This window comes from Microtetraspora malaysiensis (assembly GCF_001528665.1).
Taxonomy (GTDB): Bacteria; Actinomycetota; Actinomycetes; order Streptosporangiales; family Streptosporangiaceae; genus Microtetraspora_A; species Microtetraspora_A malaysiensis.
Genome location: NZ_BBYJ01000030.1, coordinates 77107 through 90513, shown reverse-complemented (window position 1 = coordinate 90513; position 13407 = coordinate 77107). Strand labels below are relative to the sequence as shown.

The window sequence follows — 13407 nt, the reverse complement described above, 5'->3', positions numbered from 1 at the left end:
CCGGGCTCGACACGCCGGACGTACGGGGTCTCCGGCACTCGCCCGACACGCCCGGATGAGGAGCGGCGGCCGGGTTACGGTCGCGGCTCGAACCGGGAGGGACCGCGTATCGCCACGATGAGGGCCACGAAGCCGGCCACGCCTCCGGCGGCGATCAGGACGAGGGCGAGCCAGAGCGAGTCCTGCCCCTGGTCGCTCTCCCGCTCACCGGCCCGCGAGACGACGGACGGACCGCCCGGCGGCAGGACCGCGCCGACCACACGGGCGGCCGCCTTCCCGGGCCAGTCGTACTCCGCCGACGCCAGAGCGCCCGGGTCGATGGACCCGGCGACCCTGCCCAGCGCGTCGTGGAGCACGTCGAGGGCGGCCTCGTTGTAAAAGGCGAGGATCGTACGGCCCGGCAGCCCGTCGGGCCCGTCCACCCGCGCGTAGCCGCCGTCGCCGGCGGTGCGGGGCACGACGGCGGCCTGCACCACCTTGTCGCGAAGGGCGCGCAGCGGGTCCTGCGCCGGGACGGGCTGCAGCCGCAGCGAGGGATAGCGCCGTTTCAGGGCCTCCGCCAGCTCCGGGTCGGTGTCCGGCAGCGAGACGCGGACGTCCTTGTCCTGCCCCTTGAGGGCCGCGCGCAACTTCTCCGGCGTGATCTGCCCGATGTCGTAGACCAGGACGTCCGCGCTCGGCACCGGGATGGTGCCGGCCTGGACGAACCCCTGTGGCGGTTCTCCCGTGAGCGCGGAGTCCGGGCCCGCGATGAGGACCACGGCCGGCTTCTCGACGGGCGCGGCGGCGGCGGGGATGTCGCTCCGCCGGATCTCGAACCGATAGCCCGAGCGCCGGACGACCTCGGCCACCACGTTCGTCGCGAACGCGTCCTCCGGCCGGTTCGCCGCCTGGATGACGACGGTGCCCGGCTGCGCCTCGGCGACGTCCGGGCCGGTGGGGGGATCGCCCCCGGGAGCGCGCACCAGCGCGACCACGCCGAGACCGATCAAGGTGATGCCCAGCGTCGCGAAGGCCACCGTCACCGTGACCTTGGCCTGCGGGCCCCGGCCGGACCGGGCTTGCTTCCCGCGATCGGCATGTTCCAGCCCGCCGAGCGCGGCCTGCATCGAGAGCGGCACGGCACCCGGCGCCGGCCCCTCGTCCGCCGTCCGCCGGTAGGGCGTGGTGGGCGCGGCCGTGCCATCCGGCGGCGCGCCGGGTGCGGGCGACCTGCCGCGGCCGCGGCCGCGGCCCAGCCAGGTCAACACGCTGCGGACGGGCAGGGTCAGCCGCCGCGCGTTCCCGGCGGGCGGGGACGTTCCGGCCGGCAGGGCGTCGCCGTCGTTCCGCTCCGGCGCCGGCTCGCGTCCGGGGGGATCGGGCGCGCCGGAGGCGGGTGCCGCCGTTCCCCGCTTCACCGGATGGTCCGGTTCACCGCCGTCCGGGGTCTCCTCCGTTCCCCGGGGCTCCGGCTCCGCCTCGTCCGCGGAGTCGGGCCGCAGCTTGGGATAGCCGGAGCGTTCGAGCAGCCGTACGGCCATCGGCCGGTCGGCGGGGCCGAACGACAGCGGCTCGGTCTCCCCGGCCAGCCCCCGGAGCAGGTCCGCGAGCCGGACGTCGGACCGGGTCAGCAGGTCCAGGCACACGTGGGCCGGGCTGTCCCGCCGGGTGATCTCCGCACCGTGCCGCCACCGCACCTCGTAGGCGTCCTCCGGCGCGTGCCGCGCGAACGACAGCCTGATCTTGTGCCGGGCCGTGCTGCTGGTCCAGGTCGCCGCGGTCAGCCGCGCCCGCATGCCGTACGGCAGCAGCGCGGCGACGGCGTCCAGGAAGCGCAACCGCTCGATCATGGGGACGCTGTCCGCGCCCACGACGCAGACGGGCCGCCCGGTCAGCAGCAGCGCGGCGGCGGAGAGCGCGTCCGGACCGGGGACGCCCTCCTCGCCGAACCCCGTCGTGGGGTCGAACTCCGGAACCTGAACGGCCAGAGGAGGGGACGGGGTCACCGGAAGGCCCGCGAGGGCGTGGTAGAGCGCCGCGTAGGACACCGGGTGGGCGGCCAGATCGTGGTACGGGACGTAGAACCAGCGGGTGTAGACAATCTTGCGGTTGGTGGCGTCCCGATGCCCGGACCAGTCCTGGATCGCGAGCACGATGTGGCGCGACACCCGCTCGCGTTCCCGGGTCGCCGCGACCGCGATCGTCACCTGGGGCAGATCCGCCGACAGACCCGTGGCGTACCTGCTCCTGATCTCCTCGAAGACCTCGGGCCCGAGGCGGTCGTCGCTCCAGGAGAGCAGCTCGTAGTCGTCGTGGGCGCCGGGCCGCTTCCCCTCCAGCGCCCACTCGAAGCCGATCTCGCGCCGGGTCACGAGATCTCCGTCGATGGCCGGATCGCGGCGAGTCGCTGCCCCAGCCACAGCATCGGCTCCACCACGTTGATCGGATGCAGCTGCCCCCGGATGCGCGAGTCCTCGTCCGCCTCCCCGGGGACCATGTTCTGGAAGTCGTCCCAGTCGAAGCGCTTGGTACGCCGGTCCACGTAGAAGCCGATCGAGGACGTGGCGAAGAACCGGATCCGATCCGGGTGGAAGTACTGGTCGAGCGCGTTGAGCACCATGTCGGCGTTGCCGCTGGCCGACACCTGGCACAGCTCGTGGAACAGCTCCCGCGCGTCCTCGCTGGCCACCCGGGGCAGCCGGTACGGATCGTCGAGGTCCACGGTGAGCAGCCGCCGCTTCTCGGCCGTCTCCAGCACCCGGGGGTCGTCGAACTTGGTGACGCACACGGCGATGTGGTGCGGCAGCTTCCCGTCGGTGAACTCCCCGGAGGCGAGCATCCGCTCGGCGAGCCGGGCGAGCGGGGCGTGCATGTGGTCGAAGGCGTCCCCGAAGGTGAACTCCCTGATCGGGTCGAAGAGGAAGACGATGCCCCGGCTCTGCTCAAGGCTGTCCAGCAGCTCCTGCCGGCGCGGGTCGCCCGCGCCGTCCGGAGCGCCCACGCCGCCCGCCGGACGCCGTCCCGTGCCGAACAACCCTCCGGGAGCGTCGAACATGCCGAGGCCGATCCGGGCCGGAGGCCCGGGCTTGGCCTTCCTGCCCCAGAGGCCGGTCTTCTGGGGAGCGGGGCCGATCAGCGTCCAGTGGTAGCGCTCCAGGGCCATGCTCGCCTCGGGGAACACCTTGCCCCGCGAGAGGGCGTTGGTCCTCTCGATCAGGTAGTCCGACGACGCCGGGTCGGACCCGACGATCTTCCAGTCGTCGTTCCTCCTGGTCAGGGCGATGAACAACGCCGCCAGCAGAGTGGTCTTGCCGCTGCCGGGGGCGCCCCACATGGAGATGTTGTGATCGGGACGCCCCCGGCTCGGTTCGGACTGCATACGCTCTGTCACTCCGTCTCGTCGAGCAGGGGGAACGGGAGATGGACGGGAGAGGAGGCGACCAGGCCGAGAGCGGCGGCCAGCCCGCGCACGTCCACCGCCTCCAGGTGGGCCAGGGCCGTCGCGCCGATCCCGTGCCACGCCTGGTGCGTCTGGTCGGTCGCCTGGTCGCAGATCGCGCCCAGGACCGTGCCCTGCCGCTTCCGCAGGGAGGCGAGGAGTTTCCGCCAGTCGTGCCGGCGGGGGCAGGGCAGGATCATGGACGGGTCGGTGCGCGCCGGATGCGGCGGGCGGCCCCCGACAGTGAGGACGACGGTGGGCGTCGGATCCGCCCAGTCGAGCCGTTCGGCGACCACGGCGAGCATGTCCTCGACCTGCGCCGCCTGGGGATGGTACGGGTACCCCCTGGCCACCGCTCCCTGTTCCTCCAGCGCGTCGAGCGCGTCCAGGGCCTCGCCAGCGCCGGCCTTCCAGGCCGGGACGCGCACCGGAAACTCCGGCGCCGACGCGTCGTACGAGTGGGCAGCGTAGGCGAGGAGGGAGACCTGGAGCAGGTCGCCGAGCTCGCCGGAGGCGAGGTTGATCACTTGGCGGGCCCGGCTCAGCCGTTCCGCGACCTGGTCGTCCGCTCCGCAGACCTCCACCGCGCAGACGAGGTGCGCGGGGCCGAGGCCCCCCGGCAGCCGGTCCGGGAGCGCGGAGACGAGCTGGTTCCAGTCTCTGGGGTCGGGTGAGAGCGCGGGCAGACCGGTGAAACTCACCCGGCCGGGCCGTACCAGCTCGGCGGTCACCTCGTAGCGGCCGGGCGCGAGCGGGGCGGACTGGACGGACAGCAGTCGCGGCTCGGGGCCCTGCCAGGTGACCACGGCGAACGCGGTGCCGTTCGGGCCGACGGCTTCGCAGCGGACGGAGACCCGGGTGCGGGCCCCCGGGCGGGAACCGAGGGGGAAGAGCTGCCTGCTGGTCAGCCGAGGCCGGTCCGTTCCCGGGTCGATGAGGACGACCACCAGCTCGTACGACCGGGTCAGCGGATCGTCCGCCATGACCTCCCGGACGAGCGCGGCGACCGGGGCCTCGGCCCGCAGCACCTGGGCGGCGGGATGCGCCGCGCGCAGCCAGTCGAGGGCCTGCTCGGCCTTCGGATCGCCGGAGGAGGCGGCCACCAGGATCACCTCGCCGAAGGGCGAGGGGGCCCGGGACGCACGTAGCACGGCCTTTCGGGTCTCGGCCGGGTCGGCGTCCCATCCGCGTTCGCCCGCGAGGTCCGGCCAGGTCGCCGACCAGCTCCGGCCGCGGGGGCTGCCGTTGCCGTCCCGCTGGAGCAGGAACGTGGTGACGCCGTCGGTGGCGACCTCCACCAGGGTGAGGGGGGCGGTGTCGGCGAGGTCGGCCAGGGCCTGGGCGATCGCCTTCCTGCTCAGATCCCTGTCGGGCTCCGGCACGAGGAGTCCTCCATAGGTATGTCGTATTAGCGGCGCTGCGTCCCCGATATCCAGATTACTTAGCGCATTTAACGTTATGCTGTGATACTCGGGCGAGGTGTTGTGGGACTTCCTAGGCGAAATCCTATTGGGTATCCGGAAATGTGATATTGGGCGCCTATGATAACCCCTCCGGGGGAACCGGCGGCGGCCCGATCGTCGTCGACATGGTGAGACTCCCATTCCCGAGGAGGAGCATGAGACGTTTCCTGGCCGGGCTGTCCGCGGTTCTGATCGCGCTGTCGGGAGCGCGCCCCGAGGTCCTCCGGACGTGTCCGACCGAACGCGCCAAGTTCGAGGGCATCGGTGGCGCCGTGCTCACCACGAGCGTGCTCGCCGTCGTCTCCATGACGTTCGCCCTGAGCAGCGCGCTCAGCGTCAACATCGTCCTCGCCGTCCTGGCCGCGCTGCTGTGGGGCCTGGCGATCCTCAGCCTCGACCGGTGGCTCGTCTCCACCATCAGGGCGGACGCGCCGAACCGCTGGAAGATGGCCGTCCCCCGGATCCTCATCGCCTTCGTGCTCGGTCTGGTGATCTCCACTCCGCTGGTGCTGCAGGTCTTCAAGGCGGAGATCGACACGCAGATCGTCGAGATGAAGCAGGAACGCGCCGATCTGTTCGCCCGGCAGCAGAAGCAGGGCGAGGTGGGGAAGGGGGTGGACGAGCTCCGCAAGGAGGTCGCCGATCTGCAGCGGGTGATTTCCTCCGGCGGCGACGTCCCCCTTGACATAGAACAGGACCCGAAGATAAAGGCGTTGTCCGCTCAGCGCGCCGATGCGCGGAAGCAAATGGACAAGCACTACAACGAGTTGCAGTGTCAACTCTACGGTGGAGCAAACTGCCCCAAAAAGGGTGATGGCCCGCTCGCTCAGGAGAGCCGGAAAGCGTACGAGAAGGACAAGAAGCTCGTCGACCTGCTCACCCGGCAGATAGAGGATCGAAAGGACGAGCTGAACTCGTCCGGGGAACAGGCCAAGGCGACCCGGCTCGCCGCCGCGAAAGAGGCCCTGCCCAAGGCCCAGAGCCAGCTCGACACCGCGGTCGAGCAGCAGGGCCGGATCCAGCAATCCTTCGACGAGGACAACCTGGCCACCGACGGACTGCTCACCCGGCTCCGGGCGCTCAACGAGCTCACCGGCAAGGACTTCACCCTCAGCATGGCCCGGCTGCTGCTGTTCCTGTTGTTCCTGCTCATCGAATGCCTGCCGGTCGCGGTGAAGCTCATGCAGCGGCCCGGCATCTACGAGAAGGCGCTCACGCTCGCCGAGCGCCGGGACCTGGACGGCATGCGGGACGAGTTCGGCGTCCGCTCGGCGTCCCGGGCCCGGTCCGCCGCGCCCGGCGGGTCGGACAGCGTCTGGGGCATCTGGTCGCCGCGCGAGGACGAGCCGCGCCGCCCAACCGCCCGGTTCGAGGAGGAGGCGCGGCCGCCCGAGGGACCGAACGGCACCCGGGCCGACCCGGCCGACTCCGGCTACGCGTACGGGTCGCTGGAGGACGAGGCCCTGCGCGGCATGGCGGACACCCGTACCCTCCGCATGCCGGGGCCGGGCGCGGAGCGCTCGGGCGGCGTCGAGCTGCTCCCCGACGAGGACTGAGGCGCACCGGTGACCGCGCGAATCGTGCAAGGGCGGTACGAGCTGAGGTCCCGGCTCGGCATGGGCGGCATGGGCACGGTGTGGCTCGCCTGGGACCGTACGCTGCGGCGATCCGTCGCGCTCAAAGAGGTCGTGCTGGCGGCGTACGGCGAGGACATGGCCGTACGCCGGAAGAGGGCGCTGCGCGAGGCGCGTGCCGCCGCGGGGATCCGCCATCCCGCGGTCGTCCACATCTACGACGCCTTCATGGACGACGGATCGCCGTGGATCGTCATGGCGTACATCGAGGGCGCGTCACTGGACCGCCGCATCGAGCGGCAGATCCTCTCCGAGCGGGAGATCGCCCGGGTGGGGCGCGACGTGCTGGCCGGGCTGGCCGCCGTGCACGAGGCGAAGGTGCTGCACCGGGACGTCAAACCGGCCAACATCATCGTCGATCCCAAGGACCAGGTCTTCCTGGTCGATTTCGGCATCGCGCGGATCTCGGGGGAGCACGGTCTCACCTCGACCAACATGCTGCTCGGAACGGTCGAGTTCATGGCGCCGGAGCGGATCGACGGGCACGCCGTGGGGCCCGCCTCGGACCTGTGGTCGCTCGGGGTGACGTTGTTCTGCGCGCTGGAGCGCTACTCGCCGTTCCGGTGTGACGGGCCGCTCGAAACCGCGCGGGCGGCCGCCGCCGGGCGCCTGCCGCGCTTCCGGCGACCGGGCCCGCTCGCCGACGCGATCGCCGGGCTGCTCGTCACCGACCCCGCCGGGCGGATGGGCGCGGCCGAGCTCGGAGAGCGGCTGGACGCGATCCTCGCTTCCGTGTCCCGCCCCCCGGTCGTCCGCGGTCCGATCTGTCACCTTCCGGGGGGACACATTCTCGGCGGCCCCGGCCCGGAGGGACGGCGCGGGAGCGGTCAGAAGAACGGCCGGGAGAGGGAGCGCCCGCTGCTCGAACGGCCCCGGCAGGAAGCCGCCGAGCTGCTCGCCTCGACGGAGCCGAGGGCGGCGGGACGCCTCATGGACGGCATGGCCGGCGACCCGGCCGCGGCGGCCGAGGTGCTGGCGCTGCTACCGACCTCGCGGGCCGGACGGATAGCCGACCACATGGCCCCGGACCTGGTGGCCGGGCTGGTGCGCGCGATGCCCCTCAGCCGGAGCGCGAGCATGCTGGCCCACACGGACGACCGGGTCGCGGCCGCCGTCCTCGGCGCGCTCGGCGTCGTCCCCGCGGCGGTCCGCCTGGTGGAGGCGATGACGCTGCGCCGCGCCTGCCGGGTGCTCGAATACGTGCCGCCCGCCGTCGTGGCCGGACTGCTGTCCGCGACCTCGGACGGCCGCGCCGACCGGCTCCTCGGCGGGCTCAGCCGTGCCGTACGGGACGAGATCGCCCGCCTGACCGGCCGGGCGTGATCGCGCTCGCTCCGCCTGGTGGCAGCCGGCGTCCCAGCCGGCCTCAGCCCTGATCGGGGGTGAGCGCCATGCGGTAGTGGACCTCGGGCAGCCGGACGCCGGAGATCTCCTCCGCCTGCGTGCGTCCGGAAAGAGCGAACCCGGTCTTCTCATAGAAGCGGCGCGCCCGCGGGTTGTTCTCCAGCACCCAGAGTCCGGCCTCGCCGTGTCCCGACTCCGTCAACCGGGCCAGCGAGAACGCCATGAGTTCCGGCCCGAGCCCGCTCGACCAGCACTCCTTCAGCGTGTAGATCGCGTATACCTCTCCGCCGGGGACCCCGTTCCCGGCCGGGCCGTACGCGCTGAGCCCGACGATCCGCCCGGCGGCCTCGCCGACGACGACGCCGCACGCGGGGTCGGCCATCATGGCCTGCCAGTGCGCGACCGCCCCCGGGGTGACGGTGAGCCCGTCGAGAAAGTCGTCGGGCACCACGCCCCGGTACGCCTCCTGCCACGAGGCGTTCTTGACCCGCAACACGTCCGCGGCCTCGGCGGGCTCGCCCTTCCGTACTGAGAAGTTCATTGATCGAGTATCAAATCCGCGTCGCGCCGCGTCGAAGGGATTTCGACACCGGGAGCGGGCGGCGGGCATCATGGTCCGCGTGGCCGCCCCTCCCCAAGACCTCAGAGACGTGCTGGAAGAGGCACTCGGACGCTTCGCCGTACCCGAACTGACGCGCTCCGTGCAGAGCATCATCGCGCAGTATCGGGAGGGCTTCGACCGGGCCGCGCCCGTCCTGGGCTCGGAGACTGCGGTGGCCGCGTACGCCGCGTACCGGATGCCCGCGACGTACGCGGCCGTGCGCACGGCGCTGCACCATGTCGCCGCGCTCGCGCCCGGGTTCGCGCCGGAGACGCACGTGGACGTGGGCGGCGGCACCGGCAGCGCGATCTGGGCCGCGGGCGACGTCTGGCCGACGCTCCGGCAGGTCAGCGTGCTGGAGCAGTCGCCGTCGGCCATCGGCTTCGGCAAGCGGCTGGCGAAGCGGTCGCCGACGGCCGCCGTGCGCGAGGCCCGCTGGCAGCAGGTCGTCATCGACCGGGCGGTCCCGAAGCCTCCGGCTGACCTGGTCACCATGTCGTACGCGCTGGGGGAGCTGTCGCCCGCCGCCCAGGAGGACGTGGTCCGCTCCCTGGCGAAGGACGCCCGGGTCCTCGTGATCGTCGAGCCCGGAACGCCCGCCGGCCACGCGCGGATCACCGCGGCCCGGGACCTGCTGATCGAGCTGGGGGCGCATGTGGTGGCGCCGTGCCCGCACGACCGGGAGTGCTCGATCCGCGGTGCCCAGGACTGGTGCCACTTCTCCGTGCGGCTCAACCGGGGCGCGCTGCACCGGCAGATCAAGGACGGCACGCTGAGCTTCGAGGACGAGAAGTTCTCCTACATCGCGGTGTCGGCCGAACGGTGGCCGCGCGCGGAGAGCCGGGTCCTGCGCCATCCGCAGAAGCGCAAGGGCCTGGTGATGCTGCGGCTCTGCACCGACGAAGGCCAGGTCGCCGACCTGACGGTGTCCAAGCGGCAGGGGGAGACGTACCGCGCCGCGCGGGAGGTCGCGTGGGGCGACGAGTGGCTCCCACGTGAGCAGGACGGCCGCGCCACGACCGACGCGACTCGATAACATGATCGAAACGGCGAAGCACCAGTAGGATGCCACGGTCCAAGACAGATGGAGATCGACCCGGAAAGGGCTGCACGTGGCGCAGAAGGTGATTCTGGTTGACGACCTCGACCACTCCGAGGGCGAAGACGTGGCGAGACGGGAGTTTCCGCTGCTGAACCGGACCTTCGCCATCGACCTGTCGGAGGCCAACCAGGAGCGGCTCAGCGAGGCTCTCGCGTTCATCGAGACGGTCCTGGAGAACTCTCGCGAGGTGAAGCAGGCGTCGCGGTCGAAGAAGGCGGCGGCCGACCTCTCGCCCCGGCTGCGCGGCTACACCGCCACCGACGTCCGGGAATGGGCCCGGGAGCAGGGCATCGAGGTCCCGGCCCGGGGCAAGGTCCCCGACGAGGTCATCGAGCAGTTCATCGTGGCGTACCCCGACGCGGACGCGAACGCGGCCGACTCCGCCCAGGGCGGGGAGACCGTCGCGGAGGCGGACGGCGCCGCGGCGGACGGCCAGGGAGAGGGCCCGAGCGAGGACGCGGACGAGAGCGCCGCGCGGGTGGCCGCGGCCTCCTGACGTCGCTCCCTCGGGATCGTTTCCCCAGGTGCGGGGAGGCGTGACCATACGGTGGCCATGCGGTGGCCGTCCCCTTCGGGACGGCCACCGTATGTTTCGGCGTGGCACCGGACCGCAGGATCCGCGCCCCGCCCTCGGCTCGGTCAGCGAACGGCGTAGGCCCGCGTGATCGTCTGGACGACGCTGTCACCGGCGGCGTCCGTCACCGTGGCGCGCAGCGAGACGAAGCCCGGCGTGCCGGGGTTGGCCAGCAGCGCCGTCCATCCTGATCCGGCGGGGATCACCGGCACCGCGCGCCAGCCGACGCCGTCGTCGGAGGACACCTCCAGCTTGAGGGACCGCACCGCGGCCTCCGTCGCTCCCGGATTCCGCTCGATCCGGATCGGCACCCGGGTCACGGATCCCCGCGTGGCGCGGTTGAGGTCGTCGAGCCCCTCGGGCGCGTAGCGCACCGCCATCAGCGGCAGCGGCCGCGACTGCTCCGTGGTCGCGGAGTGGAAGGTCCAGACGGCGTCCACCGCCGTGGACAGTGCCGCGTACGGCACCTGCCTGCCTGCCGACGCGTGCAGCGTGTACGCGCCCTTCTCCGCCGGAAGTTCCGCCGACAGCAGGCACCGCGGCGACTCCCAGTCGCAGTCGGCCAGGTCGGTCTTGGCGATCACCTCGCCGCCTCTGGCCAGGGTGACCGTTCCGGTGGCCGCACCGTCACCGCCGGTCCGCCCGGGAGTGCCGTCCATGAAGAGCTGGTTGGCCGGGAAGCGGAGCTCGTCGCCGGTACGGCTGCCGCCGGGAGTGGCGAAGGCCGGTCCGGTCACCGCCGTGTTCCACGTCTCCCGGACGGGCCCTCGATCCAGCTGTCTCCCGGTGTCGCGCACCCACGACGAGCCGGTCGTGACCTCCGTGTCCCAGGTGAAGCCCGGGGTCCGGTAGTGGGTGACGGTGCCGGGCAGACCCACTTCGTGGGTTGGGAACTCCCAGGCCCAGTCGAGCCCGGGGAGACGGGGGCCCGTCCGGACGGATCCCGTAGCCGCCACGCCGGAGGCCCGGTAGGTCGCGGTCACCTTCACCAGATCACGCGTCCGCGCGGTGGAGGAGGGGTCGTCCGGAATGCCGTCGGCATGGTAGTCGACCAGGTCATAGCGGTACGGGCTCGGGGTCGCGTCCTTCTTGTGCCACACCGTGTGGGCCATGTAGCGGAGGCCGGGCTGCCGTACGGGCAGCACGAAATGCTCGTTCTGGGGACTGTCGACGTCGGACCACGCGAAGTACCACGAACCATTGGCGAGAGTGACCTGGAGTGAGGGCTCACGCGCGGCGGTCGGCTCGTCCACGGCGAATTCGATCTTCTTGGCCTGACGCGCGTCCAGCACCACGTTCTGGTCGGTCTTGCCCACCGTCACCGGAATATGGGCCGTCGTCACCGAGGTCTCCTCGAACAGGTCGGCGTAGAGGTTCCACGTGCCGACCGGTAGCCGGATCTTGGTCACTCCGTCCCTGAGGAACAGCTGGTATGTGGCGCCCGTCTCCAGGCTGTAGACCTCACCGAGGCCGAAGGCGGGTTCGCCGTTCCTGCCGGTGCCGGTGACCGTGACATCATAGGACTCCGGCTCGACGTAGGCGCCGGCCAGTGTCCGGACCACCGTGTCACCGGACCTGGCCGTGATCACCCCGGCGTAGTCGCCGGGGGCCTTCTGCTCGGCGTTGATGGTCACCGTGACCGACGCCTCCCCCTTCGCCGGCACCTCCAGCCGGGCGGACGACAAGGACAGCATGTCCTCGTCGGCGGCCAGGTCGAGGGTGACGGGAGAGTCACCGGAGTTGGCATAGGTGATCGTCCTGGTCGCCTCCTTCTTGCCGGAATCCCTCCAGGGGAAGGCCGCCGAGACGTTGCCCGAAACGGCTGCGACCTGCTGCGCCACCGCGCGGGCCACATCCACCCGGCCCGCACCCTGGTCGTACGGCCCGACGTCCGCGGTGGGGGTGGCGGAGCCGATCAGCGCCGCCTTGAGCCGCGCACCGTTCCAGTCCGGGTGGCGCTGGGCGAGGATCGCCGCCGCTCCGGCCACATGGGGGGCGGCCATCGATGTGCCGCTATGGGAGACATAAGGGCCGTCGGCCGTGCCGGCCGCCGCGGCGGCCATGATGTCCACACCGGGGGCGGTCACGTCCGGCTTGATCGCGTGGTCGCCCAGGCGGGGGCCGCGGCTGGAGAACTCGGCCATCCGGTCGGACTTGTCCACCGCGCCGACGGTCAGCGCGGCGTCCGCGCTCCCCGGGCTACTGATCGTTTGGCGATTCGAGCCCTCGTTGCCGGCGGCGACGACGAACAGCGCACCGGTCCGCTCCGACAGCGTGTTCACCGCCTGCTCGATCGGGTCGAGTTCCGGAGCGTCCGGGCCGCCGATGCTCATGTTGACGATCTTGGCCTTGACCTCGACCGCGGCCCACTCCATGCCCGCCAGCAGCGCCGAGTCGGTGATGCCTTCTTCGCCGACCTTGCCGACCGCGATTTTGGCGCCCGGCGCCACACCCCGGTACTTCTCCCCGGCGCCGGCGATGATGGAGGCGACGTGCGTGCCGTGGCCGACGTTGTCGCGGACGTCCGGGGCGTCGCTGAAGTTCCGCGACTGGGTGACCACCTGCTTCAGGTCCGGGTGGTCGGGGTCGTAGCCGCTGTCGAGCACGGCCACCGTGACACCCTCGCCGGTCATGCCCTGCTTCCACGCCTCGGGCGCGCCGATCTGCGAGACACTGCGGTCCAGGGTGAACTCGCGGCGTCCGTCGAGCCAGAGCCGGGACTTCCCGGCGGCCAGGGCCCGCGGCCCGTTGACGAGGTCCTTCCACGTCTTGGCCGTATCGGCCTTCGGGACGCGCAACGCCCCCATGCCGAGGGTGTCCAGCCGTATGGTCTGCCGCGCCGCCTGCGGCGCGGCGGGCGCGACTCCCTCGGCAGACTGGCTGATCAGCGGGATGTCGGCCCGGTCGGCGTCGCCGTAACGCCACTGCAGCAGCTGGGTGACGTCGAACAACCGCTCGTCCAGGACCCCCTGAGCGACCAGCGGCATCGCGTCGGAGGGGAACACGTACAGGTGCCCGTCGCGCCGGCGGGTGTGGTACGAGACCTGCCGTCCCGGTCCCGGCTCCACCCGGTGGCCCCGGCCGGTCACCACGACCCGGTCGCCGGTGATCAGTGTGACGCCGCCCTCCGATGCGCCGTCATCGTGTCGGACATCCCCCGGGCCGGGCGATGGTGGTGCCTGAAGCGCGGTCATGCCGACCGATCCGGCCAGAACGGCGGCGATCAGTCCACTGCCTAAGTTCATGCCTTCTTCTCCGTCCAAAAGAC

General features: G+C 72.0%; 9 protein-coding genes. 4 read left to right on the top strand and 5 right to left on the bottom strand.

The genetic code is table 11. From position 1 onward, the window contains the following. Positions 1-74: 74 nt before the first annotated feature. From AWQ71_RS33070 to AWQ71_RS33060, 3 genes are read right to left on the bottom strand one after another with little or no spacing between them, the layout of a single operon-like run. On the bottom strand, positions 75-2354 hold the full coding sequence (locus AWQ71_RS33070; protein WP_067140932.1) for a hypothetical protein: 2280 nt from the start codon (positions 2352-2354) through the stop codon (positions 75-77). Further along, positions 2351-3361, bottom strand: coding sequence for a DEAD/DEAH box helicase family protein (locus tag AWQ71_RS33065; RefSeq protein WP_067140930.1), 1011 nt, complete (start codon positions 3359-3361; stop codon positions 2351-2353). Before AWQ71_RS33065 ends, AWQ71_RS33070 begins: the two co-directional genes overlap by 4 nt. 8 nt (positions 3362-3369) lie before the next feature. Beyond that, on the bottom strand, positions 3370-4803 hold the full coding sequence (locus tag AWQ71_RS33060) for a hypothetical protein (RefSeq protein WP_067140928.1): 1434 nt from the start codon (positions 4801-4803) through the stop codon (positions 3370-3372). 236 nt (positions 4804-5039) lie between these two features. Here AWQ71_RS33060 and AWQ71_RS33055 point away from each other — a divergent pair, with 236 nt between their 5' ends. Both AWQ71_RS33055 and AWQ71_RS33050 read left to right on the top strand, forming a co-directional pair. Beyond that, positions 5040-6440 (top strand): DUF4407 domain-containing protein, encoded by a 1401-nt coding sequence (locus tag AWQ71_RS33055; protein WP_067140926.1) that lies wholly within the window; start codon positions 5040-5042, stop codon positions 6438-6440. Positions 6441-6449: 9 nt separating this feature from the next. Further along, positions 6450-7841 (top strand): serine/threonine-protein kinase, encoded by a 1392-nt coding sequence (locus AWQ71_RS33050; RefSeq protein ID WP_067140924.1) that lies wholly within the window; start codon positions 6450-6452, stop codon positions 7839-7841. A gap of 43 nt (positions 7842-7884) precedes the next feature. Here the strand turns inward: AWQ71_RS33050 and AWQ71_RS33045 are convergent, their stop codons facing one another. Beyond that, a complete protein-coding gene (locus AWQ71_RS33045) occupies positions 7885-8403 on the bottom strand; it encodes a GNAT family N-acetyltransferase (RefSeq protein WP_067140922.1) in 519 nt (172 codons plus the stop codon). 79 nt (positions 8404-8482) lie between these two features. Here AWQ71_RS33045 and AWQ71_RS33040 point away from each other — a divergent pair, with 79 nt between their 5' ends. Together AWQ71_RS33040 and AWQ71_RS33035 are read left to right on the top strand one after the other, a co-directional pair. After that, positions 8483-9499: a small ribosomal subunit Rsm22 family protein gene (locus tag AWQ71_RS33040; protein ID WP_218002060.1), complete on the top strand. Its 1017-nt coding sequence runs from the start codon at positions 8483-8485 to the stop codon at positions 9497-9499. A 76-nt stretch (positions 9500-9575) separates the two neighbouring features. After that, positions 9576-10061, top strand: a complete 486-nt coding sequence (locus AWQ71_RS33035) for a histone-like nucleoid-structuring protein Lsr2 (protein WP_067140918.1) — start codon at positions 9576-9578, stop codon at positions 10059-10061. Between the two features lie 143 nt (positions 10062-10204). Here the strand turns inward: AWQ71_RS33035 and AWQ71_RS33030 are convergent, their stop codons facing one another. Beyond that, positions 10205-13384: a S8 family serine peptidase gene (locus AWQ71_RS33030; RefSeq protein WP_067140916.1), complete on the bottom strand. Its 3180-nt coding sequence runs from the start codon at positions 13382-13384 to the stop codon at positions 10205-10207. Positions 13385-13407 lie beyond the last annotated feature (23 nt).

Bases quoted from the DNA above. Each gene is read 5' to 3' on its own strand.
- AWQ71_RS33065 (WP_067140930.1), bottom strand. From the start codon at position 3,361: ATGCAGTCCGAACCGAGCCGGGGGCGTCCCGATCACAACATCTCCATG.
- AWQ71_RS33055 (WP_067140926.1), top strand. From the start codon at position 5,040: ATGAGACGTTTCCTGGCCGGGCTGTCCGCGGTTCTGATCGCGCTGTCG.
- AWQ71_RS33045 (WP_067140922.1), bottom strand. From the start codon at position 8,403: ATGAACTTCTCAGTACGGAAGGGCGAGCCCGCCGAGGCCGCGGACGTG.
- AWQ71_RS33030 (WP_067140916.1), bottom strand. From the start codon at position 13,384: ATGAACTTAGGCAGTGGACTGATCGCCGCCGTTCTGGCCGGATCGGTC.